Genomic DNA, 23,906 nt, shown 5'->3' on the forward strand with positions numbered 1-23,906 from the left:
AATCACGATGGCTGATTGACTCTTTGCGGTGCCATTGTCACGGGACACGTACTCTACGGAAGCAATATCGCGGACAAGTTGTCCGCGATCAAGATGTTTGCACTCAATGGCGCAGAGGAGTCAGTTTTCTGAAAGCGAAAAGGAGATTACTCCAGTTCTGCCATCAATTTAACCAGATGCTCAACTGCTTTCTGCTCGTCTTCACCTTCCGCGGAAAGAGTAACAACGGTGCCTTGAGTCAAACCCAGAGTCTGAAGTTTGAACAGGCTTTTTGCGCTCGCTGATTTACCGTTAGAGGTCACGGTGATTTCTGACTGAAAAGCTTTGGCTTCTTTAACAAATTGCGCAGCTGGGCGAGTATGCAGACCGTTTGGCGCGGTAATGGTAACTTCTTGCTGAAACATTCTATTTCCCCAACGTTATCAGGATTGGTGTTATGAATCTAAAGTCTAGCCTGGAGCCAACACTTTAGCCTGTGTAGGTGCGCTGGTATAGCGTCAAGCTGACCAATTAATGCGCATGAATGAGTTATTCATTCCAGAAAAGCATCACAAAACAAGTCGAGGGCTTTTCTGTTTTTAATTATGCCGTGATTCGCCGTTTCGCCAAATCCGTAAATCGATTCAGCTTGATCCATTTCAAAAATGGATTAATTTCAGGCATCGAAATAATTGGCTGTCTAAATACCAGAGCCGCATCATTGAAATCAATCTGCAGGGTAGTGAAAGTGAGATCTACACCACAAAAAAGCACCCATTTGGGTGCTTTTTTCGGCAATTTCAGACTATCAGCCTTACTGCTGAAGCTCTTTTTCAGTGAAGAGATCGGCAAACAATGCGGTGCTAAGATAGCGCTCGCCGGAAGAGGGGAGAATGACAACAATATTTTTGTTGGCGAAGGCTTCGTCTTCTTGCAGTTTTAGTGCTGCAGCAACCGCGGCACCCGAAGAGATACCTGCCAGAATGCCTTCTTCTTCCATCAGTTTACGCGCCGTGCTGATCGCCTCTTCGTTAGAAATGGCAACCACGCGATCAACCAAATCCAAATCAAGGTTGCCTGGGATAAAGCCCGCGCCAATACCCTGAATTTTATGCGGACCTGGTTTGATCTCTTCGCCTGCCAGCGCTTGAGCGATAACCGGTGAATCGGTTGGCTCTACAGCAACAGTAATGAGCTCTTTCTTGCCTTTGGTGTTTTTGATGTAACGACTTACGCCGGTCAATGTACCGCCTGTACCCACGCCGGCGATGAACACATCAACGTCGCCATCGGTATCTTCCCAGATTTCTGGACCGGTCGTTTTTTCATGGATTTCTGGGTTGGCTGGGTTGCTGAACTGCTGCAGCAGCACATATTTATCGGGATCGGTGGCTACGATTTCTTCCGCTTTACCAATTGCACCTTTCATACCCTTGGCACCTTCGGTCAGCACCAGCGTTGCGCCCAGCGCTTTAAGCAGCTTGCGGCGCTCAACGGACATGGTTTCAGGCATGGTCAGTGTCAGCTTATAGCCACGAGCGGCAGCCACGTAAGCCAGCGCAATGCCCGTGTTGCCGCTGGTGGGTTCAACCAATTCAACACCCGGTTTTAAAATACCGCGTTTCTCTGCGTCCCAAATCATATTGGCACCGATACGGCATTTTACGCTGAAGCTCGGGTTACGGGATTCTACCTTCGCCAGGATGCGGCCGTTACCGATGCGGTTCAGTCGAACCAATGGCGTATGACCAATTGTCAAAGAGTTGTCTTCATAGATCTTACTCATAGCCTGCCCTTAACTGTATGAATTATTGGGAACCCTCAGAGCATACCTTTTCTGCTCCCCTGCGGAAGGAAAGAAATCGCATATCTATATGTCAGGTGGCAATAAGCCCTGAAGAAAAATGCATAAGGCAGGCTGATAAGTTTAACGCAGGTCAGCGCGAACCAGGTCAGCGCGGTAGCGATCAACCCACATCGCCGTGGCGCCACAGACGGCAACCGGCATAATGACAAGGTTAATAATGGGGATCATAGTAAACAGGCTGACCAAGGCGCCAAACTGCATATTGGCCGTTTTGTGCTGGCGTAGCGCATTACGCATTCGCGGGAAGCTGACTTTATGGTTATCGAACGGGTAATCACAATATTGTATCGACAGCATCCACGCGCTGAACAAAAACCACAGCAGCGGCGCAACGGTTTGACCGAAGCCTGGAATAAAGTACAGCAGCAGTAATCCCAAAGCTCGCGGCAGGTAATAACCTAGCTTTTGCAGTTCGCGTTTCATAATGCGTGGAATATCTTTCATCATGCCGAGCCAACCGCTGTCCGGCAGCGGTTTACCGGTTAAACGACCTTCTAACTGTTCGGCCAGCAAGCCGCAAAAGGGGGCAGCAATCAAGTTTGCAATGGTCGAGAAAAAGTAGCTAAACACCAGCACAATGGAAATAACAGACAACGGCCAAAGCAGGTAACTTAGCCACTGCAGCCAGTCAGGAATCTGTGCCATCAGCGCAGGGATCCAGTTACCAAGGCGATAGAACAGCCATGTAAAGGCGCCCCCTAATATCACGATATTGACGAGTAAAGGAATAACCACAAAACGGCGGATGCCTGGCATACGCACCAGCTTCCAACCGCGACTAAAGTAATGCACGCCGTTAAACGATGAGACAGAATTCTCACGATCCATAAAGGCAATTCTCCTGAAGATGTTAAGGCACGAGCATAATAACCTGGCTTTTTCTCATGGTAAGATGCCGTTTGGGTAAAAAAACAGCGAAAAAGCGTGGGCGTCCTACTTATTTGTCAGAAAATACTGCACAGACTTGCACTTGTGTAGCAGGGCAAATACAGTTAGAGGATAAAGTTTGCCGCGGTGGCAAGGTATTGGAACAACAGAGAATACAATGATGCAGGATTTGCGTCTGATATTAATCGTTGTTGGCGCGATCGCCATTATAGCGCTCCTTCTTCACGGGCTGTGGACCAGCCGTAAAGAGCGCTCGTCAGTGTTCCGCGATCGCCCGCACAAACGTCTAAAACAACGTGACGAACATGATGATGAGAACCTGAGCGACGACGATGAAGAAGGCGTCGGCGAAGTGCGTGTGCGCAACGAGCGCCCAAGCCATCAGGAACCGCGTTTTGACACTATTCGTGAGCCACAGCCGGAGGCGCCGCAAAAGCCAGCGCCAACGCAGCCTGTTCGCCAACCTGCGGCACGCCCTGTTGCGCCTCAGCCTGAAAGCGATCCGCTTCTGGCACCCGCGCCGCAGCCAAAACCGCAGCCGCGTCCTGAACCGGTTCCTCAGCAGCCTGCTGAGTCGCCGTTCATTCCGCAATCTATTCAGGCCGATCCGCTGTTGGATTTAGATCCACTTGAAGCTGCACAACCTGAACCTGCCTATCAGGCGGAGCCGGAGCCGGAGCCAGAAGTGATTGCTGCGCCTGAACCGGCGAAAGCGCCAGCGAACAAACCGAAAGAAGCGGTTTTAGTGCTGCACGTAGCGGCACATTCTGGTGGTGAGTTAAACGGCGAAGCGCTGTTGCAGGGTATTTTGCAGGCGGGCTTCCAGTTTGGTGAAATGAACATTTTCCATCGTCATTTGAGTCCAGCGGGAAGCGGCCCTGTGCTGTTTAGCCTGGCGAATATGGTGAAACCGGGTTCATTCAATCCCGATGGCATGACTGACTTCTCCACGCCAGGCATCTCCATCTTTATGATGGTGCCGTCCTATGGCGACGCACATCAGAACTTTAAGCTGATGCTGCAGTCAGCACAGCGCATCGCAGACGATGTTGGTGGTGTGGTTCTGGATGATGAACGTCGCATGATGACACCGCAAAAGCTGGAAACTTACAAAGCTCGCATTCGCGAAGTGGTAGACGTTTAGGTTCGACGCGCACAATTAACACACGTTTTTAGCAAACCCCCGCTTGTCGGGGGTTTTTTATCTGATGGGGCTTTATGAAATCTGTTCAGGATCACATCACCGAGCTGCGCACTACGCTGCGCCATCACGAATATCTTTATCACGTTATGGATGCGCCGGAAGTGCCGGACGCTGAATACGACCGCATAATGCGTGAGTTGCGAGCGCTTGAAGAGCAGCATCCCGACCTGATTACACCTGATTCGCCCACGCAACGCGTTGGTGCTGCACCCTTGACCGTATTTGAGCAAGTGCGTCATGAAGTTCCCATGCTGTCGCTGGATAACGCTTTCGATGAAACCAGTTTCCTCGCGTTCAACAAACGCGTGCAGGATCGCTTAAAAAGTAGCGATGACATTACTTACTGCTGCGAACTAAAGCTGGATGGTTTGGCAGTGAGTTTGTTGTACGAAAACGGTTTGTTGATCCAGGCGGCAACGCGCGGTGACGGCACCACTGGTGAGAATATCACGGCCAACGTGCGCACCATCCACGCCATTCCGTTACGTCTCAAAGGCGATAACATCCCGGCACGTCTTGAAGTGCGCGGCGAAGTTTTCATGACGCAGCGCGGTTTTGAGAAGTTGAATAACGAAGCGCGCCGCACCGATGGCAAAGTGTTTGCCAACCCGCGCAATGCAGCTGCGGGCTCGTTACGTCAGCTTGATCCGCGCATTACGGCTAAACGCCCGCTCACCTTCTTCTGCTACGGTTTTGGCTTGTTAGAGGGTGGGGAAATGCCGCACAGCCACATGGAGCGGCTACAACAATTTAAAGCCTGGGGCTTGCCGGTCAGCGATCGCATTCGCCTTGCACGTAATGCTGAAGAAGCACTGGCATTTTACCGCGAAGTCGAGCAGCAGCGTCCGTCGCTGGGTTTTGATATTGATGGCGTCGTCATCAAGGTAGATTCACAGGCGTTGCAAGAGCGTTTAGGTTTTGTGGCGCGTGCGCCGCGTTGGGCGATCGCCTTTAAATTCCCGGCGCAAGAGCAGATGACCTTTGTGCGTGACGTGGAATTCCAGGTGGGGCGCACTGGCGCAATTACGCCGGTTGCGCGCCTTGAGCCGGTCCAGGTAGCGGGCGTGATGGTCAGCAACGCTACCTTGCATAATGCCGATGAGATTGAGCGCCTCGGTTTACGCATTGGCGACAAAGTGGTGATTCGCCGCGCGGGTGACGTTATTCCGCAAGTCGTGAATGTCGTGACAACGGAGCGCCCTGATGATGCGCGTGAGGTGACGTTCCCAACCCACTGTCCGGTGTGCGGCTCCGACGTAGAACGTGTTGAAGGGGAAGCAGTGGCCCGCTGTACCGGCGGCCTGATTTGTGGGGCGCAGCGCAAAGAGGCGCTTAAGCATTTCGTGTCCCGACGTGCCATGGACGTTGATGGAATGGGTGACAAGATCATCGATCAACTGGTGGAAAAAGAGTACGTCAAAACGCCCGCCGATCTGTTCCGCCTTACCGCCGGTAAATTAACTGGCCTTGATCGTATGGGGCCAAAATCGGCACAGAACGTGGTTGATGCGTTGGAAAAAGCCAAATCCACTACGCTGGCGCGTTTCCTGTATGCCTTAGGGATTCGTGAAGTCGGTGAAGCCACAGCGGCGAACCTGGCAGGCCATTTTGGCGATCTGCAGAAAGTCATGGATGCCGATCTGGATGCACTGATTGCCGTGCAGGATGTCGGTAAAGTGGTGGCAGCACATGTGCGCAATTTCATGGAAGAGGAGAGTAACCGGGAGGTTATTCGCCAGCTAACTGATGATATTGGCATTCACTGGCCGCAGGTTGAAGTGGTCAACGCTGAAGAGATCGACAGCCCGTTTGCCGGAAAAACGGTGGTTTTAACCGGCTCGCTCTCACAGATGAACCGTGATGATGCAAAAGAGCGTTTAATTGCGTTAGGTGCCAAAGTAAGCGGCAGCGTATCGAAGAAAACCGACTTGCTGATTGCTGGCGAAGCCGCGGGTTCTAAGCTGGCTAAAGCGCAAGAGCTGGGCATTGAGATCATTGACGAAGCTGAAATGATTCGCCTGCTAGGAGTATAAATTGGACAAACAGCAACTGGTTGAGATTGCCAATACCGCCATGCCGTTCGGCAAGTATAAAGGCCGGATGCTGATCGATCTGCCCGAACCTTATCTGCTGTGGTTTGCCCGCTGCGGTGACTTTCCTTCAGGTCGCTTGGGTGAAATGATGCAGTTCACGCTAGCGATTAAGATTGAAGGTTTAGAAGGGCTGGTGATGCCGTTAAAACGCAGTGAATAAAAAAAGCCCGCTTCTGCGGGCTTTTTATTGGCGTCATTATTTCTGAGATTCAACAACCGTCGCTTTAACCTGCTGCGCCAGCTGCTTTTCATTGGTTTTCTTATAACGTCCGGCGATAAACGAGCAGACCATTAACTGCACCTGATGGAAGATCATCAGCGGCAGCACAATCATTCCTATTGCGCTGGCCGGGAACAGAATATTGGCCATTGGCACACCGTTCGCCAGGCTCTTTTTCGAACCACAGAACAACACTACAATTTCGTCGGCACGGCTGAAGCCAAACAGGCGTGACGCTAAGTAGTTGATCAGCAGTGCAAAGAACAGCAGCAGCACACAACCTGCAAGGATCCACAGCAGCGTATCAATACCCACGCGATGCCAAATGCCGTTTACAACCGCTTCACTGAAGGCGGAGTAGACGACCAACAAGATGGATGTCTGGTCAGTTTTTCCAATCAAACCACGATGTTTTTCGACCCAACCCGCAATCCAGCGACGCGACAGATGACCTAACACGAACGGTACCAGCAGCTGCAACATGATTTTGCCAATCTGTTCCAGACCGTCGGTCGGCGCGCTGCTGTGAACATCCATCACCAAATTCACCAACAGCGGGGAGATAAAGACACCCAGTAAACTGGACGCTGATGCGCTGCAAACCGCTGCAGCCACGTTGCCGCCCGCCATGGAAGTAAAGGCGATGGCCGACTGCACTGTTGCCGGCAGAATGCATAAATATAAGAAGCCGGTATAAATTTCTGGACCGACATTGACCGGATGCCACCACACCAGCAGTAAACCGAGAACAGGAAATAACACAAAAGTGCTACACATGATCCACAGGTGAAGCTGCCAGTGGCTGCTACCCGCAATAATTTTTTCACGTGAAAGCTTGGCGCCGTGCATAAAGAACAGCAGGGCGATTGCGGCGGTGGTCAGGTATTCAAAGAAATCAACAAAGCCTCCTTTTGCCGGTAAGAAAGAGGCGAGCAGCACGGTAATGATGAGTTTGATCATCATCGGGTCGATGCGTAAAAATCCCATTGTTAAAACTCGGTTAAAATTACAATGAACCGATTGTGCGATAACTGGGTTTAGAAATAAAATTGATTTATTGCATCAATCTATGAGTAATTTCTATGAATTACACATTACGTCAACTTCGCACCTTCGTCGCTGTTGCCCATCACGGCGGATTTAGCCAGGCGGGACAGGCGATCGGACTGAGCCAGTCTGCAGTGAGCCACAGCATTAAAGAATTAGAAGCAGAAATTGGTGTGCGTTTGCTGGACCGCACCACGCGTGAGGTTAAGTTGACTGAGGCGGGACACCAACTGGCTTCACGCATGGAGCGCTTGCTGGAAGAGATGAACACGACGCTGTTAGATATTCGCAGTTATGGCGAGCAACGTAGTGGAACTGTACGCATAGCCGCTAGCCAAACTATCTCCGCGCATTTGATGCCGCAATGCCTGGCATCGAGTCAGGAAAACTTTCCTGACATCAAAGTGATCCTTCATGACCGCGTGCAACAATGGGTTTTACAAAGTGTTCGTAATGCAGAAGTTGATTTCGGTATTGTTATTGGTCCGCTTAACGATGCGGATTTTAGCTGTCTGGCGATTCTTGATGAACCTTTCTTATTACTGTGCCGCAATGATGATCCGCTTGCGAGTGTTGAACAAGCGCAGTGGGCGATGCTCAATCAGCGCGTAATGGTATTGCAGGATTATGCGTCGGGAAGTCGTGTGTTAATTGATGCAGCGCTGCGTACACAAGGTGTTGATGTCGAGGTAGTACAGGAGATTGGTCATCCCGCCACACTTTTCCCCATGGTAGAAGCAGGCATTGGCATTAGCATTTTGCCTGCACTTGCTTTGCCTTTACCCGCAGGACGTGCATTAACGGTACGACGCTTATATCCCGAAATTAATCGCAGCCTGACCCTCATTAAACGTAAAAACCGTTCGTTAACACCTGCGGCGGAAGCGATCTGGCAAGAAGTGCGTCAGCAAGCCACGCTGCTGACGCAACAACGCGCGCTTAAACCGGCGTTTTAAATGTAGACATCTATCTGATTACTGCTCGTCGGGCGATTTACACCGTCCGCCTTTATTTCACTGCTTTGCTTTGCACTGTCGGTTTGCTGCTGCGCTTGTTCAGCCTGTTTTTGCTCAAGCTGTGCAATTTGCGCTTCCAACATGGCAATTTGCGACTCATACATCTGCTCCATTTCAGATTTTTGGTCGTCAGTAAGATCCTGATTGTCAGATAACTCTTTTATCTGTTTGGTGACGCTTTGGATTTGTTTGTTCAACGCTGAGATTTGAGAGGTGACACTTCCACCACCACTGCTGCCGGTACTAACGGCACTGCTTAAAATGCCAGATATTGAGGACATGGTTTTCTCCTTGCAAATAGACATTATCGTTATCGGCGAGGGCGATCATGGCTTGAGTGCCTGGAGTGTTAAGATTTGGAAAAGGTGGGGAAGGGCGATTCAGTCGAACCTGCACAACCTGTGCAGCAGAAACGAAAAAAGCGCCTAAAAGGCGCTTTTCTCTGAATTGGTGGGTCGTGCAGGATATGCCTCGGCCCATCCGGGGCCTCGCCCTGCGGGTGATGCTGACGCATCAGCCTGAATCGCTCCCGACGATTCAGTCGAACCTGCTACAGGTTCTCATCCTGCACGTTTGAAACCTGTGCAGCAGAAACGAAAAAAGCGCCTGAAAGGCGCTTTTCTCTGAATTGGTGGGTCGTGCAGGATATGCCTCGGCCCATCCGGGGCCTCGCCCTGCGGGTGATGCTGACGCATCAGCCTGAATCGCTCCCGGCGATTCAGTCGAACCTGCAGCAGGTTCTCATCCTGCACGTTTGAAACCTGTGCAGCAGAAACGAAAAAAGCGCCTGAAAGGCGCTTTTCTCTGAATTGGTGGGTCGTGCAGGATTCGAACCTGCGACCAATTGATTAAAAGTCAACTGCTCTACCAACTGAGCTAACGACCCGAAGTGGTGGGTGATGACGGGTTCGAACCGCCGACCCCCTCCTTGTAAGGGAGATGCTCTACCAACTGAGCTAATCACCCACTTCGGTACTGCTTAACAAGAGCGTCATCTGACTAAGATATGGTGGGTGATGACGGGTTCGAACCGCCGACCCCCTCCTTGTAAGGGAGATGCTCTACCAACTGAGCTAATCACCCATATCTTATCTCTTGTTCACTGCGGGCCAACTCTAAACATTAATTAAAGAGTGGTGGGTGATGACGGGTTCGAACCGCCGACCCCCTCCTTGTAAGGGAGATGCTCTACCAACTGAGCTAATCACCCCCGCTGTGTGGAGTCGCATTATAGGGATAGTTGATTTTGAGTCAACGGTTTTTAAAACTTAAATGTTCGTTCGGTTTAAATTTAAACATCCTGGAGCGCTTTTAGCCAATGTGCTGGTTTTATTAGCAGAAAGGAACCCTTTCATCAGGCCCAGTTAGCTCGCATGCATTGAGGATTCACCACCAGATGCTAGAATGTGCGCACTGTTTTTCGCGTCTAACCCGTTTTTTGTCATTCAGACAGAGAACCCGCGCATTTAAGGCAATACTCAATGAAAATCAAAACTCGCTTCGCGCCAAGTCCGACCGGCTATTTACATGTGGGCGGCGCTCGTACCGCACTCTATTCCTGGCTTTTTGCTCGTCATAACCAAGGCGAGTTTGTTCTGCGTATCGAAGATACCGATCTTGAACGTTCAACGCCGGAAGCCATCGAAGCTATTATGGATGGTATGAACTGGCTGAGCCTCGACTGGAATGAAGGCCCCTATTATCAGACCAAACGTTTTGACCGCTACAACGCGGTAATTGATGAAATGCTGGAAGCGGGCACGGCCTATAAATGTTACTGCTCGAAAGAGCGTCTGGAAGCGCTGCGTGAAACGCAAATGGCGAACGGTGAAAAACCGCGTTACGACGGCCGCTGCCGCGACAGTCATGATCATCACGCTGCGGATGAACCTTGCGTAGTGCGTTTCCGCAATCCACAAGACGGCTCAGTGATCTTTGACGATCAGATTCGTGGACCGATTGAGTTCAGTAATCAGGAGCTGGACGACCTGATCATTCGTCGTACTGACGGATCACCGACGTATAACTTCTGTGTGGTGGTAGATGATTGGGATATGGGGATCACGCACGTTATTCGCGGTGAAGATCATATCAACAATACGCCACGCCAAATCAATATCCTGAAAGCGATTGGCGCAGAAGTACCTGTTTATGCGCACGTATCAATGATCCTGGGCGACGACGGTAAAAAACTGTCAAAACGTCACGGTGCTGTGGGTGTTATGCAATACCGCGATGATGGCTATCTGCCTGAAGCGCTGCTCAACTATCTGGTGCGCCTGGGATGGTCACATGGCGATCAGGAAATTTTCAGCATTCCAGAGATGAAAGAGCTGTTTACTCTGGATGCTGTTAGCAAATCAGCGAGCGCTTTCAATACGGAAAAGCTCCAGTGGCTGAATCACCATTATATTAATACGCTGGCGCCAGAATATGTGGCGACACATCTGCAATGGCATATTGAAGAGCAGAAAATTGATACGCGTACCGGCCCTGAACTGGCGAAACTGGTGACGCTGCTGGGTGAGCGTTGCAAGACGCTAAAAGAGATGGCGGCCACTTGCCGTTATTTCTATGAAGATTTCGCTGAGTTTGATGCTGATGCTGCCAAAAAACACCTGCGTCCGGTAGCGCGTCAGCCGCTGGAAGTGGTTCGCGATAAACTGGCTGCTATTAGCGACTGGAATGCTGAGAATGTCCATCAGGCGATTCAGGATGCCGCTGATGAACTGGAAGTGGGTATGGGCAAAGTAGGTATGCCGCTGCGTGTCGCTGTTACTGGCGTGGGCCAATCACCGGGTCTTGATGTGACCGTAGAAGCGATTGGTCGTAGTCGTAGCGTAGAGCGTATCGAAAAAGCGCTGGCCTTTATTCGTGAGCGCGAGGCACAAGCCTAAAAATAAAGCCGGAAGCATCATGCTTCCGGCTTCTTTCACTCTTCGCTAATTCCAAGACGCTGCAAAACGCCTTTTATTCCTTCCCGCAAAATCAATGCAGCTAACATATCTTGTTCAATTGACGTCATTTGCTGGACAGAACTTATTAATAACGCAGGTAATGAATTAGGTTGAGCACCATAAATGGCGGCGGGCTCATTCAGGTTACGTGTTGACTGGATAAAGCTTTTAACGCGTTCATCAATATGAATCAATCGCGCCTTACCGCCTTGTACACCCGGCTTTGGTGTAGTGGTCCAGTTCTCACGCTTGATCCATTTATTCACCGTCTGCCGACTGTAACCCGTTTCAACTGCAAGCTCTTCGGGGGTTAGCCATTCCTTTTTCACGATGCTGTCCCTGTTCAATACATTAGCTCTACATATTACAGCAAATCGTAACGTGTGAAAGTAACTCAAGAGGAAATTGCCTTTTGCCTGTCGACAAAAGGCAGGAATATTTATTGAGCAGCGCTGGCTTGCTCGCTTGCAGGGCGGAAAGCAAGGAAATAAGTGAGGCCAACGAAAATTGCACCCCCTACGCCATTACCCAAAAACACGGCAATAAAGTTAGGGAAATATTCAGCCCAGCTCATCTGTCCTGCAAAGATAGCCGCAGGAATGATAAACATGTTGGCGACAACGTGTTGGAAACCGATGGCGACAAATGCCATGACCGGAAACCACATGCCAAAGATTTTGCCAACAACATCTTTGCTGGCAAAAGCCAGCCAGACAGCAAGACACACCAGCCAGTTACAACCGATACCAGAAATAAAGGCGTGCAGAAAATCAGCATTGGCCTTCGCTGTGGCGATGGCGACGGTTTTCTTTAAATAGTCGCCCTCAGTCATGCCAAGCATGTGACCAAAGAACCAGGCAACCGCAACGCTGCCAAGGAAATTGGCCAACGTCACCCACAACCAGTTACGCAGTACGCTGGCTAAGCTAATACGGCGAGCGAACCACGCCATTGGCAGCAGCATCATGTTGCCGGTTAACAGTTCTCCGCCCGCCAACACCGTCAGAATCAATCCTACCGGGAAGACGGCTGCGCCTAAAAAGCCGCCGAACGAACCCCAATCTGCGGGTAAAGAGTTAATAACATGCAGATCAAGTAGAAAACCGGTGGCGATGAAGGCCCCAGCCATGAAACCTAAAAGCATTAAGGTACTGAAGGATGCACGGCTTTTAACCACGCCGGCTTGAATCGCCAGTTGAGCGATCTCTTTTGGTGTATGCAGCGACATATTATCTCAATCGTTTTTTGAATAGTGGAGCGTCAAACGCCTGGTAGAAGCGCGGTGCACAGGAAGATTTCCCAGCAGCCGCTTAATTAGCACGCTAAGTTTCACATGTCATTTCGGTGAAAACAAGAAAATTCCCATAACATATTTAACGGCTATTTAACTTGAGGTAGCTGGAATATTCTGTCTTTATTTGCAGTTATGTAAGCAGAAAATTGAGTGGAGTGAGGCGCTTACTGCAGCGGTAGCGCGCCATTGCGGGATGATTGCCGCCTTTTTCAGCGATCGAACACAGAAAGTGATTTTGCCGTTGACACTCCGAAGGGGGTTTCATATTATGCCGTCCGTCGCTTCACGCGACAGTTTTTACGGCTCGGGGGTATAGCTCAGCTGGGAGAGCGCTTGCATGGCATGCAAGAGGTCAGCGGTTCGATCCCGCTTATCTCCACCAAACTTCTTCCCAAGAGTTTGGCGCGGTAAAAACGATGTTCAGATGTGGGGGTATAGCTCAGCTGGGAGAGCGCTTGCATGGCATGCAAGAGGTCAGCGGTTCGATCCCGCTTATCTCCACCAAACATTTAAGCCCTGATTTCTCAGGCATTTCAAAAAATATCTGTAAAAAAGGCGACATTGCTGCCGCCCCTGTTGTGATATCTCTTTTTTGCGCCATATCGTTACGCTGGCACACCTTCCTGCTGAACTTTCAATACGCGGAATCCGTGTGTTCCATCACGATCTAACTGCGCAACCAAACCATATTCCCAATCTAAATAAGCCTGCATGACGGCGGGTTCGATATCGGTGCCTTCATAAGGACGACGATAACGGTCAATTGCCGGTGATAACAGGTTTTGCTCACCCGTTTCGGTAGGTAAATTGGCGTTGCGCCATGCCGCGTTTCCGCCTTCCAGTACATAAACAGGTTTACCGGTGAGCGCTGCGACGTGATCTACTGCGTATCCTGCTAGCAGGCTACTGCCGCAGGTTAAAACATAACGATCAGCTGCGGGCAGTGCGCTGTTTCCCTGTTGCTGAAGCGTCGAGCGAAGCAACCAGGCGGCGCCAGGAATATGGCTTTTCACGTGATTAGCGCGGGTAGTGAAATCCAGTACCTGCGTATTGTTCTGCGCTAACCATTCGGAAAGCTGCGTAGGCGAGATAAATTCTGCCGCTGGTGCGGATGGAACCTGGGGTTGCCAGCCGCCTTGTTGGCTAAAGTCTTGTGCGGTTAATCCATCCAGCACGGCCACCTGCCAGCCCAGTTGCGCTAGCCACGATGCCGTCATATTGGCGCGAACACCTTCATCATCAAGCAGAACAATCCGCGCGCCCCGTACGCTAGCGTAATGATCGGTCTCCTGAATTAGCTGCCCACCAGGCACTGAACGACTGCCGGGCAGGTGACCAGCAGAAAACTCCTCGCCATCGCGTACGTCAAACAGATAAGTGGTTGCCTCCTGCTGCCAGCGCGCCAGCGCGGATTTATCAAGACGCAAAACGCCTGCCTGATCGGCTACTCGTCGCGCCTGAGCTGCTGCTTGACGTTGCGCAGTATCGCTGGTGGCGCCATAACGTCGTGTTTGAGCGTGATCCAACGATAATCCTGCAAGCTTCCAGCCAATGGTGCCATTACGTAACGCAAATACCGGATTACGAATCCCGGCATTCACCAGTGATTGCGTTCCAATAATGCTGCGCGTTCGGCCAGCGCAATTCACAATCACCGTGGTAGCGGGTGAAGGGGCTAAATCTCGCACGCGCAGCACTAATTCCCCGCCCGGCACGCTTACACCGTCTGGAATACTCATGGTGTGATATTCGTCATAGCGGCGAGCATCCAGCACCACCACATCAGCCTTCTCGCGCAGCAGCGCATTGACATCTTCAGCCGTCAGCGAAGGCGTCTGATTGTGATGCTCAACTAACTCACCAAACGCTTTACTCGGCGAATTGACATCAATAAACAGCTCGCCACCAGCAGCTTTCCAGCCGTCAAGATCGTCTTTTAGCAACGTAATATTGCTGTAGCCCCAACGTGTTACACGTTCTGCCGCCGCCTGGGCTAAGCCCTCGCCATTGTCATAAAGTGTGATGGCTGTATCACGACGAGGGATCCGATCGAGCCATTCCAGTTCCAGTTTGGATAGCGGCAGATTGACGGCAAACAGTGGATGACCTGTGGCATAAAGCGCTTCATCACGCACATCGACTAACGCAATTTCCTGCTGTTGGCGCAGTGCCTGGATAATGTCTGCGGCATCGCGCAGGGGAAAAGTCTGTTCAGCCATGTGAAAGGTCCCAAATATTAGGTAAGTAACGGTTGCTGTAGCCGGAGATAAACGTTTTTTCGCTGCCATCTTCGCGGTAGACCGCTCGCTTCACGGCACCAATGTTTGCGCCATAAACGTGAATGCTGATAGAAACGCGATCATCGAATGCATTGCTCACGCGATGAATGTCACCCACGCGAGGTGATACGGCTTCAACCTGGCCTGGTTCAAGTCTCACCGGTACGCCTTCTTCCGCCAAACCATGCGGCGTAAGGCAAAAGGATTGTGAAACTTCTGCGCCACGCAGCATGCCAATCAAGCCCCAAACGCGATGATCGTGAATCGGCGTTTGCTGGCCTGGCCCCCAGACAAAACTCACTACTGAAAATCGCTGCTGCGCGTCTGCATGCAGCAAATATTGCTGATAATGTTCAGAATGTGGCTGAGTAAAGGTTTCATCCAGCCAGTCATCCTGTTGCAGCAGCGGACGCAACAGCTCGCTGCCTTTTTCCAGAATTTCTGCCTCCTGCGGCTGGCTATCCAGCAGGGCAGCAAGCTGTGCGACAAAGTCGCGTAAGCGGTGATGTTGTAATTCACTCACGATTTGTCTCCTGCAGCGTGTTTGGCAATTTGATTGGCTCCCGCTGACAGGCTGAAGTCAAACGCATCGCTGACATTAACCACGTGTGGCAACACGTCGTAGCGATGGAAGAAATCAGCAGATTTTTGCAGCGTAGGAATGAGTGATTGATCAAAAACCAGCGGTCGAATGCGCGCATCGGCAATCCAACTCTGCGTGATGCGGGTCGGCATATTCAAGGTTTTGCCCAGCACAATGGCAAACTGTTGCGGATGCTTTTCTGCCCAGACCTGCGCTTTCGCCAGGCGCGTGAGTAAGTCCGCAATCGCCTGGCGTTTTTCAGGATTGCTCAGCGCCTCTTTGCGCGCCAGCGCATAGGAATAGCCAGACATCACGCCTTTACCGCCGCCATTGGGTACGCGAACGGTGCCATCAACTTGGGTTGAAGTGGCAATATAGGGCTCCCAAGGCGCCCATGCCGAAACTGCACCGGAGGTCAGCGCGGCACGACCGTCAACCGGGCTCAAAAAGCGCAGCGTAACGTCCGAAGGTTTAAGTCCGGCGCGCTCCAGCAAGCCAAGGATCAAGTAGTGTCCCCATCCGCCACGGTTTACCGCAATCTGCTTGCCCTTGAGATCCTGCAAGCTTTTGATACCCGCATCAGGACGGGTTAGCAGCGCAATGCTGTCGGGATTATTCTGCCAGGCGCCGACCGCTTTTACCGGTGCGCCCGCAGCATAAACAAACAAAAACGGTAAATCGCCGGTAAAGCCAACATCCAGGGCGCCAGCATTCAGCGCTTCCTGCACCGGCGCCCCAGAATCAAAGGCGGTGAGTTTCAATTCATAAGGAAGATTATCCAGCTCGCCAGAGGCTTTAAGCGCGGCGAAGCGATCGCCTTTTACATCGCCTAAGCGTAGTGCCACTTTTTCCGCTGCAAACAGGGGATTCAGACTCAGTGCCAGCGTTAAACCAGCAAAAAGGGCCGCCCGTCGCATCAGGCGCTCCTTCTTTCGCTGCCCAACGCGGCAACTTTTTCGCGGGTTAGCGGAATCAGTTCACGACCATATTCCAATGCGTCATTCAGCGGATCGAAGCCGCGAATTAAGACGCTGTCGATGCCAAGGCGATAGTAATCCAGCAAAGCATCGGAAACCTGATCTGGCGTGCCGACCAGCGCCGTGGAGTTGTAGCCACCGCTTACCAGTTTTGCGATGCCGGTCCACAACACTTTATCGTGACGATCGCCCTGATTAGCGGCATCCAGCAAACGCTGTGCGCCAACGCTTTGTGGTTTTGGCAAGCCAAAGGTATAGCCGCTTTCTGCCAGCTGCAGACGCGCGGTTTCATGGATATGTTCGGCGCGCTCCCAGGCTTCTTTTTCCGTGCTGCCCAGTATCGGTCGAAACGAGATGTTAAATTTAATCTCGCGATGATGTTTTGCAGCAGCAGCGCGCACGCTGCGAACCGTTTCGGCTGCACCCGCCAGCGGTTCGCCCCATAAAGCAAAGACGTCTGCATGGCGTGAAGCGACATCAATCGCTTCCTCAGAGGATCCACCAAAGTAAACCGGAAGATGATTCTGCACCGGTTTGATGGCTGAAAACGCCTTTTCAGCCTGATAGAAATGGCCGTCGTGATCGTAAGCTTCACCAGATGTCAGGCTCTGTTTCAGGACACTGAGAAATTCGTCAGTGCGTGCATAGCGTTCGGCTTTATTGAGGTAATCACCGTCACGACGCTGTTCACTGTCGCTGCCACCGCTAATGATATGCACCGCCAGTCGTCCATCAGTCAGATGATCAAGCGTTGCCAACTTGCGTGCTGCCAGCGTGGGCGAGACAAAGCCGGGGCGATGCGCGAGCAAAAATTTAATGCGTGACGTATTAGCTGCCGCATGAGCGGTGACGAGGAAACCATCGGGTTGATCAGACCAATATCCAACCAGGATACGATCGAATCCAGCCTGCTCATGAGCGCGGGCAAAATCGGCGATATAGTTTTTATCGAACAGCGGTCCGCTGGCAGGAATGATTTCGGAAGCCAGGCGATGGCCAATCATACCGAGAAACTGAATGCTCATTTTTTTCTCCTGATGTTAAGTCATGAAGAAAAATTACGGGCTGAGCGGCACAGGATGGAAATTCGTTATTGTGCAAAGGATTTGCGTTATCTGGCGAAAGGCGGCGAGCGGCGGCGGGAGAACGTTTATAGCGGATATAACCGATGGGAATAACTCAGAAGAAAAGGGCGAGTCAGGCTCGCCCTTTGTCTTTATGAATCGAAATTTATGACCAAGCCAATACCAGGCCGGCAATGGCGGCAGACAACACGCTGACCAGGGTTGAGCCGTACAGCAGCTTCAGGCCGAAGCGCGAAACCACATTACCTTGCTCTTCGTTCAGACCCTTAATGGCACCGGCTACAATCCCGATAGAGGAGAAGTTAGCGAAGGAAACCAGGAACACTGAAAGAATACCTTCTGAGTGCGGCGACAGCTGACCCGCCACTTTCTGCAGATCCATCATTGCCACAAACTCATTGGAAACCAGTTTGGTTGCCATGATGCTGCCCACTTGCAGCGCTTCCCCCGAAGGCACACCCATCATCCATGCAAACGGAAAGAAGACGTAACCCAACACACCCTGGAAGCTAATGCCGAAGATAAGATCAAACAATGCATTCAGGCCGGAAATCAGGGCGATAAAACCGATCAGCATCGCCGCTACGATAATCGCGACGCGGAAACCGGCGAGGATATATTCGCCCAACATTTCGAAGAAGCTCTGGCCTTTATGTAAATCCTGTAATTGCAGATCCTCTTCGCTGTCTATGCGGTACGGGTTTATCAGCGACAGCACGATAAAGGTGCTGAACATGTTAAGCACCAGCGCGGCCACCACATATTTTGGCTGCAGCATCGTCATGTACGCGCCGACGATTGACATCGACACAGTAGACATGGCTGTTGCTGCCATGGTGTACATGCGGCGTTGTGACATCTTGCCGAGAATATCCTTATAGGCGATGAAGTTTTCTGACTGTCCCAAAATCAGAGAGCTAACGGCGTTAAAGGATTCCAGCTTACCCATACCATTAACCTTTGACAGCACGGTACCGATGCCACGAATAACCCACGGCAGAATGCGGAAGTGCTGAAGAATACCGATCAGCGCAGAGATAAAGACAATCGGGCACAACACATTAAGGAAGAAGAAGGCGAGGCCTTTCTCACTCATGTTGCCAAAAACGAAGTTCGTCCCTTCTGCGGCGTATTTCAACAGATGGTCAAATATCCCGGCAAAACCTTGCACAAATCCAAGACCTGCTTCGGAGTTAAGGAAGAACCACGCCAGCAAGACTTCAATAACCAGAAGCTGAACGATGTAACGAATGCGAATACTTTTACGATCGTGGCTGACCAACAAGGCCAACACGCCGACTACCACCAGTGCTAAAAGAAAATGCAAAACAGGGGACATGTTTGCTCCAAATTTGAGGAGAGTTGTATTTTGCTGCGTATTCTATGTAACGCGTTACTTAAAAACGAGATCTGTTCCACAATATAAGTATTCGCTATCACGCTATTTCTCAGAAAACTCTCACCGATCACGTCTTGTTTACAAAAAGTACACAGCGAATATCCACAAACTTATTGTCTATAATTTGAACCGCGAGTAGAGTGAAACGGTTGTTCACATTTTATCAGGCACTTTCTTTGCCTCAAGGTATAGCAAAGGCTATACTTTATAGCACTATCTATTAGAACAATAATCATAACCAAATTTTAATGGTAAAGGCGGACCCGTAAACTGCACGGGTGAACTTACGTTCAGACAGGATAGAAATTATGTTTGAAAGCCGTGCCGCCGAGCGAGCCGCTCGCGGAGCAAGAAAAGTAAAACTTGCATTGTTAGGGCCCGCTTTTATCGCCGCTATTGGCTATATCGATCCGGGTAACTTTGCGACCAATATTCAGGCTGGTGCTGCCTATGGCTACAAATTGCTGTGGGTGGTGGTCTGGGCCAACATCATGGCGATGTTGATCCAGTTAATGTCAGCCAAGCTGGGCATCGCCACAGGTAAAAACCTGGCGGAGCACATCCGAGATCGCTTTCCCCGGCCTGCAGTCTGGTTTTATTGGGTGCAGGCGGAGATCATCGCCATGGCTACCGATCTGGCTGAATTTATCGGGGCAGCACTCGGCTTCAAATTATTATTAGGTATCTCGCTGATGCAAGGCGCGGTGCTCACCGGTATCGCCACTTTCCTGATATTGATGCTACAAAGCCGTGGGCAAAAACCGCTTGAGCTGGTGATTGGTGGCTTGCTGCTGTTTGTTGCAGCGGCCTATATCGTTGAGCTGTTCTTCTCGCAGCCCAAAGTCAGCGAACTGGTAATGGGGATGGCGCTGCCATCATTACCGACTTCTGATGCGGTATTCCTTGCGGCTGGCGTATTAGGCGCAACCATCATGCCGCACGTTATCTATCTGCATTCAGCCTTAACCCAAGGTGACACGCGCGGCACTAAAGGCGAGCGATACTCCTCAACTAAGTTAGATGTGGCGATTGCCATGACGATTGCCGGCTTTGTGAATCTGGCCATGATGGCGACGGCCGCGGCGGCATTTCACTTCAGCGGCCACAGCGGAATCGCCGATCTTGATCAGGCTTATCTCACGCTGCAACCGTTATTGGGCCATGCCGCAGCCACCGTGTTTGGTTTGAGTCTGGTGGCTGCCGGTCTTTCATCAACCGTGGTGGGAACGCTGGCGGGGCAGGTGGTGATGCAAGGCTTTATCCGCTTCCACATTCCGCTGTGGGTGCGTCGTACCGTGACGATGTTACCCTCATTTATTGTGATTTGGGCCGGCTGGGATCCCACGCGCATTCTGGTATTCAGTCAGGTGCTGCTGAGTTTTGGTATCGCGCTGGCGCTGATTCCGCTGCTGTCATTTACCGGTAATCGCGAAATTATGGGCGATGAGATGGTGAATTCACGTTTGATGCAAAACGCCGGACGTTTAATCGTACTGCTGGTGGTGGCGTTGAATATCTATCTTTTGGTCGGTGAAGTGTTAGGTCTGTAGCCCTTCCGCCAAAACAAAAAAAGCCCGGTTATTGCTAACCGGGCTTTTTTTATTAATGACGATGGTCCCAATGATCGTGATGGTCATGACGATCGTGGCGGTCGTGATGATCACGACGATGCTCATGTTTCCAGCGGCGCTCACGCTCTTTTGCTTGCCAGTGGCGTTCGCGCTCCCTTTCTTGATGGCGACGCCACTCTTCATGTCGCCACCAGCGGCGATCATTATAGGAGTAACGATCGTTCCACCAGCGCGGTTCGCGCCAGCGACCACCGTCCCAAAAGTAACCGCGACGATCGCGATCGCCAAGATGCAGCGTGACGCCAGGCGCCAGGTCGATTGAAGCACTTGTTGCTTGAGCTGTGTGAATCGCCAGCGGCGACAGGCTTGCCAGCAAAGCGGCAAACAGAATTGCACGTTTCATAATTATCTCCTAATCAGTAGCTTGTGACCGCTACCGTGGCGCTATTCTGCCATTTTACTGCCAGCGTATCGTTTAGATTTTGTCTGAATGTTGTAGGGATAATCTTAATTGAGAATTTTCTGGCGGGGAATATGCCCGGTGAAAACCGGGCGAGAAAGCGGTTACACAAGATTTATTACGCTAAAGCAGCTTCAATCGCCGCCAGTTCTGCTTCGCTGAACTGGCGTTGCGCTAACATTTCAACGGCATCGTCAATTTGCGCAGTTTTACTGGCACCAATCAACACTGACGTCACGCTTTCATCACGCAGTACCCAAGCCAACGCCATCTGTGCCAGCTTTTGATCACGTTGCTGCGCCACCACATTCAGCTTACGCACTTTTTCCATTTTCTCATCGGTCAGCTGGTTTTCCTGCAGGAATTTACTGCCGCTGGCAACGCGTGAATCTTCCGGGATGCCTTGCAAATAGCGATCGGTTAACACGCCGCCCGCCAGCGGTGAAAAGGCGATACAGCCAACACCGTTATCTTTCAGCGTGTGCAGTAAACCGTGTTCCGGCGTGCGTTCGAACATCGAATAGCGCGGCTGGTGAATCAGGCATGGCGTGCCGAGATCGCGCAAAATAGCAATGGCTTCAGCCGCGCGATCGGCGGGGTAATTCGAAATAGCGGCATACAGCGCTTTGCCTTGACGCACCACATGATCCAGTGCGCGCATCGTTTCTTCCAGTGGCGTTTCCGGGTCAGGACGGTGGTGATAAAAGATATCGACATATTCCAGCCCCATGCGCTTCAGGCTTTGATCAAGACTAGAAACCAGATATTTGCGTGATCCCCAATCGCCGTAAGGGCCATCCCACATGGTGTAGCCCGCCTTGGTCGAGATAATTAATTCATCACGATAAGGTCGAAAATCTTCGCGTAGGATACGGCCAAAGTTCTCTTCCGCCGAACCCGGTGGCGGGCCGTAATTATTAGCCAGGTCAAAATGGGTGATGCCACGATCAAAAGCATGGCGCAGCAGCGCACGGCTATTATCGACGCGCGTACTGTCGCCAAAGTTATGCCATAACCCCAGCGAAATGGCTGGCAATTTGAGGCCACTACGGCCGCTGCGGCGGTATTCCATCTGTTGATAACGATCGGGATGCGGGAAAGAGGTCATACAGCGTTCCTGTCTCAAACGAGATAATGAGCCGAAAGCATAGCAGTGTATACGTTTACACTTAGTCGCAACGCGTCATGGATCTCACATTTACGGAATTATCTGCCATCGTAACGTTAGCTTGCCAACTAATCCCCGGCGATGCGCGTCGAATTTCTCGCTGAATCAGCGTCATGTTGGATACTCAAAAGGACAATCTCCTAAAGGATGATCTGATTATGGCCTCTTTTACCGTTGGTGATTATTTACTGAAACGCCTGCAGGAGATGGGTGTGAACCATCTTTTTGGCGTGCCAGGCGACTACAACTTGCAATTCCTTGATCGCGTCATCAGCCACCCTGAAATAGCCTGGGTTGGCTGCGCCAATGAACTTAATGCGGCCTATGCCGCCGATGGTTACGCACGTTGCAACGGCGCTGCGGCGTTACTGACGACTTTTGGTGTCGGTGAGCTCAGCGCCATTAATGGCATTGCGGGGAGCTACGCAGAATACCTGCCGGTGATCCACATTGTTGGCGCGCCTTCCAGCAAGGCACAGCAGCAGGGTGATTGCGTTCACCATTCGTTGGGTGATGGCGACTTTGGCCATTTCATTCGTATGGCGCAGGAAGTCTGCGTTGCCACCGCACAGCTCAGTGCAGAAAACGCCACGGCAGAAATTGATCGGGTCATTATTAGCGCGATGCAGGCAAAGCGGCCGGGATATTTGATGTTGTCGGTGGATGTGGCACAAATCGACGTTAAACCGCCAACCCAGCCGCTGAATTTTACTCTTCAATCCTCACCGCAAGCACGCGTTGATTTCCAGTTGGCTGCGGAAACGTTGTTATCTTCAGCTCAGCGCGTCTCATTGTTAGCCGATTTTTTGGCGTTGCGCTGCCAGCAACAAGCTGCGCTGGCTGATCTGCGCGCTGAACGTGCCATTCCTTGCGCCAGTTTGTTGATGGGTAAAGGGGTGCTGGATGAACAACAGCCCGGTTATGTCGGCACCTACGCAGGTAAAGCCAGCGAAGGCAATGTCAGCGCGTTAATTGAGCTGGTTGATGTCACGATCTGCGTTGGCGTGCGTTTTACCGATACCCTGACAGCAGGCTTTACCCAGCAGTTTACCACCGAAAAGCTGATTGATTTGCAACTTGAAAGCGCCAGTGTGGCGGGACAACACTTCGCGATCGGCATGAATGAAGCGCTTGAAGTACTGCTCACGCTGTTTCAGCGTTATGCATCACGCTGGTCACTTGCGCCAGCGGCTTTACCCTGCATACCCGTTGAAGATGCGGCTTACATCAGCCAAAACGCGTTCTGGCGTGCGATGCAAACATTTATCCAGCCGGGCGACATTATCCTTGCTGATCAAGGCACCGCTGCTTTTGGTGCGGCTGCGTTGCGTTTACCTTCACAGGCGCAATTGCTGGTGCAGCCATTGTGGGGTTCAATCGGCTATACTTTACCGGCAGCTTTTGGCGCACAAACCGCCAAACCTGATCAGCGCGTTATCTTGATTATTGGTGATGGTTCGGCGCAGTTAACCATTCAGGAACTCGGTTCGATGCTGCGTGATAATCAGCAGCCGATCATTTTTCTACTGAACAATGAAGGTTATACCGTTGAGCGTGCAATTCATGGCGCAACACAACGTTACAATGATATCGCCCAGTGGAACTGGACGGCGCTGCCGCAAGCCCTTAGCCTGCACGGCCAGGCGCAGGGTTGGCGCATCAGTGAAACCGTACAGTTACAAGCAGTGATGGCGCGACTTGCCGAGCCGCAGCGGTTGACATTGGTGGAAGTCGTTATGCAGAAAGATGACCTGCCGCCCCTGCTGCGTAAAGTCACGGCGTGCCTGAATCAACGTAACAGCGGATAAGATTCAGAAAG

The 23,906-nt window shown here is 51.4% G+C and carries 21 protein-coding genes, 6 tRNA genes and 2 other RNA genes; 9 read left to right on the forward strand and 20 right to left on the reverse strand.

The features are described 5' to 3' along the window. Nucleotides 1-146 precede the first annotated feature (146 nt). The 3 genes from ptsH to cysZ form a co-directional block, all read right to left on the reverse strand. The gene (gene ptsH / locus MUG06_RS00865; RefSeq protein ID WP_003848868.1) at nucleotides 147-404 is read right to left on the reverse strand and encodes a phosphocarrier protein Hpr; all 258 of its coding nucleotides are present in this window, start codon (nucleotides 402-404) and stop codon (nucleotides 147-149) included. A 389-nt stretch (nucleotides 405-793) separates the two neighbouring features. Beyond that, nucleotides 794-1,765, reverse strand: coding sequence for a cysteine synthase A (gene cysK / locus MUG06_RS00870; RefSeq protein WP_243077452.1), 972 nt, complete (start codon nucleotides 1,763-1,765; stop codon nucleotides 794-796). Between the two features lie 141 nt (nucleotides 1,766-1,906). After that, entirely contained in the window at nucleotides 1,907-2,674 is a 768-nt protein-coding gene (gene cysZ, locus MUG06_RS00875; RefSeq protein ID WP_243077453.1) for a sulfate transporter CysZ, read from the reverse strand. 217 nt (nucleotides 2,675-2,891) lie between these two features. On the opposite strand from cysZ, the gene zipA reads away from it, so the two are divergent. The 3 genes from zipA (at nucleotide 2,892) to MUG06_RS00890 (ending at nucleotide 6,191) form a co-directional block, all read left to right on the forward strand. Beyond that, a complete protein-coding gene (gene zipA, locus MUG06_RS00880) occupies nucleotides 2,892-3,878 on the forward strand; it encodes a cell division protein ZipA (protein ID WP_215845966.1) in 987 nt (328 codons plus the stop codon). Nucleotides 3,879-3,952: 74 nt separating this feature from the next. Beyond that, nucleotides 3,953-5,971, forward strand: a complete 2,019-nt coding sequence (gene ligA, locus MUG06_RS00885) for an NAD-dependent DNA ligase LigA (RefSeq protein ID WP_215845968.1) — start codon at nucleotides 3,953-3,955, stop codon at nucleotides 5,969-5,971. A 1-nt stretch (nucleotide 5,972) separates the two neighbouring features. Then, nucleotides 5,973-6,191: a DUF3820 family protein gene (locus tag MUG06_RS00890; RefSeq protein WP_215845970.1), complete on the forward strand. Its 219-nt coding sequence runs from the start codon at nucleotides 5,973-5,975 to the stop codon at nucleotides 6,189-6,191. A 36-nt stretch (nucleotides 6,192-6,227) separates the two neighbouring features. Here MUG06_RS00890 and MUG06_RS00895 read toward each other — a convergent pair whose 3' ends face one another. Further along, entirely contained in the window at nucleotides 6,228-7,238 is a 1,011-nt protein-coding gene (locus MUG06_RS00895; RefSeq protein WP_243077454.1) for a bile acid:sodium symporter family protein, read from the reverse strand. Between the two features lie 95 nt (nucleotides 7,239-7,333). Between MUG06_RS00895 and MUG06_RS00900 the strand changes: the two genes are divergently transcribed. Further along, nucleotides 7,334-8,254 (forward strand): LysR family transcriptional regulator, encoded by a 921-nt coding sequence (locus MUG06_RS00900; protein ID WP_215845972.1) that lies wholly within the window; start codon nucleotides 7,334-7,336, stop codon nucleotides 8,252-8,254. On the opposite strand, the gene MUG06_RS00905 is transcribed toward MUG06_RS00900, so the two are convergent. The 7 genes from MUG06_RS00905 to MUG06_RS00935 all read right to left on the reverse strand — a co-directional run bounded on the left by MUG06_RS00905 (nucleotide 8,251) and on the right by MUG06_RS00935 (nucleotide 9,524). Continuing rightward, complete coding sequence (locus MUG06_RS00905; protein WP_243077455.1) at nucleotides 8,251-8,595, reverse strand: FlxA-like family protein; 345 nt, start codon at nucleotides 8,593-8,595, stop codon at nucleotides 8,251-8,253. The genes MUG06_RS00900 and MUG06_RS00905 overlap by 4 nt on opposite strands. A 167-nt stretch (nucleotides 8,596-8,762) precedes the next feature. Then, nucleotides 8,763-8,899, reverse strand: a non-coding RNA gene (locus MUG06_RS00910) — RtT sRNA. 44 nt (nucleotides 8,900-8,943) lie between these two features. Continuing rightward, nucleotides 8,944-9,080, reverse strand: a non-coding RNA gene (locus MUG06_RS00915) — RtT sRNA. 44 nt (nucleotides 9,081-9,124) lie between these two features. Then, a tRNA-Lys gene (locus MUG06_RS00920) sits at nucleotides 9,125-9,200 on the reverse strand. A 4-nt stretch (nucleotides 9,201-9,204) separates the two neighbouring features. Next, a tRNA-Val gene (locus MUG06_RS00925) sits at nucleotides 9,205-9,280 on the reverse strand. 41 nt (nucleotides 9,281-9,321) lie between these two features. After that, a tRNA-Val gene (locus MUG06_RS00930) sits at nucleotides 9,322-9,397 on the reverse strand. 51 nt (nucleotides 9,398-9,448) lie between these two features. Further along, nucleotides 9,449-9,524 (reverse strand) — tRNA-Val (locus MUG06_RS00935). Nucleotides 9,525-9,795: 271 nt separating this feature from the next. Between MUG06_RS00935 and gltX the strand changes: the two genes are divergently transcribed. Then, nucleotides 9,796-11,211 carry a glutamate--tRNA ligase gene (gltX, locus tag MUG06_RS00940; protein ID WP_215845974.1) on the forward strand — a complete coding sequence of 472 codons (1,416 nt, stop codon included), beginning with the start codon at nucleotides 9,796-9,798 and terminating at the stop codon, nucleotides 11,209-11,211. A 35-nt stretch (nucleotides 11,212-11,246) separates the two neighbouring features. Here gltX and MUG06_RS00945 read toward each other — a convergent pair whose 3' ends face one another. After that, on the reverse strand, nucleotides 11,247-11,600 hold the full coding sequence (locus MUG06_RS00945) for a YfeC-like transcriptional regulator (protein WP_215845975.1): 354 nt from the start codon (nucleotides 11,598-11,600) through the stop codon (nucleotides 11,247-11,249). Between the two features lie 110 nt (nucleotides 11,601-11,710). Further along, complete coding sequence (locus MUG06_RS00950; RefSeq protein WP_215845976.1) at nucleotides 11,711-12,499, reverse strand: formate/nitrite transporter family protein; 789 nt, start codon at nucleotides 12,497-12,499, stop codon at nucleotides 11,711-11,713. A gap of 372 nt (nucleotides 12,500-12,871) precedes the next feature. Here MUG06_RS00950 and MUG06_RS00955 point away from each other — a divergent pair. Next, nucleotides 12,872-12,947, forward strand: a tRNA-Ala gene (locus MUG06_RS00955). 46 nt (nucleotides 12,948-12,993) lie between these two features. Next, nucleotides 12,994-13,069 (forward strand) — tRNA-Ala (locus MUG06_RS00960). Between the two features lie 101 nt (nucleotides 13,070-13,170). Here MUG06_RS00960 and MUG06_RS00965 read toward each other — a convergent pair. The 5 genes from MUG06_RS00965 to MUG06_RS00985 all read right to left on the reverse strand — a co-directional run bounded on the left by MUG06_RS00965 (nucleotide 13,171) and on the right by MUG06_RS00985 (nucleotide 18,828). After that, nucleotides 13,171-14,784, reverse strand: a complete 1,614-nt coding sequence (locus MUG06_RS00965; RefSeq protein WP_243077456.1) for a rhodanese homology domain-containing protein — start codon at nucleotides 14,782-14,784, stop codon at nucleotides 13,171-13,173. Beyond that, nucleotides 14,777-15,367, reverse strand: a complete 591-nt coding sequence (locus tag MUG06_RS00970; protein ID WP_309140142.1) for a cysteine dioxygenase — start codon at nucleotides 15,365-15,367, stop codon at nucleotides 14,777-14,779. The genes MUG06_RS00965 and MUG06_RS00970 overlap by 8 nt, the downstream gene beginning before the upstream one ends. Beyond that, entirely contained in the window at nucleotides 15,364-16,344 is a 981-nt protein-coding gene (locus tag MUG06_RS00975) for an ABC transporter substrate-binding protein (RefSeq protein WP_243077457.1), read from the reverse strand. Before MUG06_RS00975 ends, MUG06_RS00970 begins: the two co-directional genes overlap by 4 nt. Then, nucleotides 16,344-17,429 (reverse strand): LLM class flavin-dependent oxidoreductase, encoded by a 1,086-nt coding sequence (locus MUG06_RS00980; RefSeq protein ID WP_243077458.1) that lies wholly within the window; start codon nucleotides 17,427-17,429, stop codon nucleotides 16,344-16,346. Before MUG06_RS00980 ends, MUG06_RS00975 begins: the two co-directional genes overlap by 1 nt. 205 nt (nucleotides 17,430-17,634) lie before the next feature. Beyond that, nucleotides 17,635-18,828 (reverse strand): NupC/NupG family nucleoside CNT transporter, encoded by a 1,194-nt coding sequence (locus tag MUG06_RS00985; protein ID WP_243077459.1) that lies wholly within the window; start codon nucleotides 18,826-18,828, stop codon nucleotides 17,635-17,637. Between the two features lie 368 nt (nucleotides 18,829-19,196). Here MUG06_RS00985 and MUG06_RS00990 point away from each other — a divergent pair, with 368 nt between their 5' ends. Continuing rightward, entirely contained in the window at nucleotides 19,197-20,438 is a 1,242-nt protein-coding gene (locus MUG06_RS00990) for an Nramp family divalent metal transporter (protein ID WP_215845981.1), read from the forward strand. A 52-nt stretch (nucleotides 20,439-20,490) separates the two neighbouring features. On the opposite strand, the gene MUG06_RS00995 is transcribed toward MUG06_RS00990, so the two are convergent. Then, entirely contained in the window at nucleotides 20,491-20,862 is a 372-nt protein-coding gene (locus MUG06_RS00995) for a DUF2502 domain-containing protein (RefSeq protein ID WP_243077460.1), read from the reverse strand. 175 nt (nucleotides 20,863-21,037) lie between these two features. Then, nucleotides 21,038-22,027: an L-glyceraldehyde 3-phosphate reductase gene (mgrA, locus tag MUG06_RS01000; RefSeq protein ID WP_243077461.1), complete on the reverse strand. Its 990-nt coding sequence runs from the start codon at nucleotides 22,025-22,027 to the stop codon at nucleotides 21,038-21,040. A 218-nt stretch (nucleotides 22,028-22,245) separates the two neighbouring features. On the opposite strand from mgrA, the gene MUG06_RS01005 reads away from it, so the two are divergent. Beyond that, nucleotides 22,246-23,895, forward strand: a complete 1,650-nt coding sequence (locus tag MUG06_RS01005) for a thiamine pyrophosphate-binding protein (protein ID WP_243077462.1) — start codon at nucleotides 22,246-22,248, stop codon at nucleotides 23,893-23,895. Nucleotides 23,896-23,906 lie beyond the last annotated feature (11 nt).

The organism is Pantoea sp. MQR6, from assembly GCF_022761075.1.
In the GTDB taxonomy this organism is placed as follows: Bacteria; Pseudomonadota; Gammaproteobacteria; order Enterobacterales; family Enterobacteriaceae; genus Pantoea; species Pantoea phytostimulans.